Raw genomic sequence first — 1,418 nt, forward strand, 5'->3', positions numbered from 1 at the left:
CGCGCGGAAGAAGTCGATCAGGCCCTGGGTCGAGCCGTCTTCCGCCGGGGCCTCGTCCTGGCCGGTCAGCCGCGAGTAGACGGCCTTGCCCAGCTCCTTGCCCAGCTCCACGCCCCACTGGTCGAAGGCGTTGATGCCCCAGAGCACGCTCTGCACGTAGACCTTGTGCTCGTACATGGCGATCAGCGCGCCCAGGCGGCGCGGGCTGATGCGTTCCATCACCAGGGTGTTGCTCGGGCGGTTGCCGGGCACCACCTTGTGCGGCGCCAGGCGCTGCACCTCGGCCTCCGCCAGGCCCTGGGCGCGCAGCTCGGCCTCGGCTTCGCTGCGGGACTTGCCGAGCATCAGCGCCTGGCTCTGCGACAGGCAGTTGGCGAACAGCCACTGGTGGTGGTCGGCCACCGGGTTGTAGCTGGACACCGGGACGATGAAGTCCGCCGGGATCAGATGGGTGCCCTGGTGCAGCAGCTGGTGGTAGGCGTGCTGGCCGTTGCAGCCGACACCACCCCAGATCACCGGGCCGGTGCCGGCGCTGACCGGGCTGCCGTCCTGGCGCACGCTCTTGCCGTTGGATTCCATGTCCAGCTGCTGCAGGTGGTCGGTGAAGTTCCGCAGGTAGTAGTCGTAGGGCAGGATCGCGTGGCTGCGGGCGCCCCAGAAGTCGCCGTACCAGACGCCGAGCAGGCCGAGGATCACCGGGATGTTGCGCTCGAAGGGCGTGCCCTGGAAGTGCTGGTCCATGCTGTAGGCGCCGGACAGCAGCTCCTTGAAGTTGGAGATGCCGATGGACATGGCGATCGGCAGGCCGATGGCCGACCACAGCGAGTAGCGCCCGCCGACCCAGTCCCACATGGGGAAGATGTTCTCTTCGCGGATGCCGAAGGCCACCGCCGCCACCTTGTTGCTGGAGACGGCGATGAAGTGCCGGTACAGCTCGGCTTCGCTGCCGCCCTGGGCGAGGTACCAGGCGCGCGCGGCCTGGGCGTTCTTCAGGGTTTCCAGGGTGCCGAAAGACTTCGACGAGACGATGAACAGGGTGGTCTCGGCGTTCAGCTTGCAGGCCAGCTCGCGGAACTCGCTGCCGTCGATGTTCGCCAGGTAGTGGCAGCGCACGCCCTTCTGGGCGAAGGGCAGCAGGGCCTCGGAGACCAGCTGCGGGCCGAGGAAGGAGCCGCCGATGCCGATGTTCACCACGTCGGTGATGGGCTTGTCGGTGTAGCCGCGCCACAGGCCGTTGTGCACCGCGCCCACCAGCTCGGTCATCTGGTGCAGCACGCGGTGCACCTCGGGCATCACGTCCTGGCCGTCCACCCGCACCTTGTCGCCGATGGGGCGGCGCAGCGCGGTGTGCAGCACCGGCCGGCGCTCGGAGCTGTTGATCACCTCGCCGCGGAACATCGCCTGGATCGCCTCGCCCA

1 protein-coding gene is annotated in these 1,418 nt (G+C 68.5%); it reads right to left on the reverse strand.

Annotation, left to right across the window (positions count from 1 at the left end; translation table 11 throughout):
• On the reverse strand, window positions 1–1,418 hold a 1,418-nt coding region (pgi, locus tag ACFW0H_RS30080; RefSeq protein WP_422917476.1), incomplete at both ends, for a glucose-6-phosphate isomerase.

This window comes from Metapseudomonas cellulosilytica, assembly GCF_049334135.1.
In the GTDB taxonomy this organism is placed as follows: domain Bacteria; phylum Pseudomonadota; class Gammaproteobacteria; order Pseudomonadales; family Pseudomonadaceae; genus Metapseudomonas.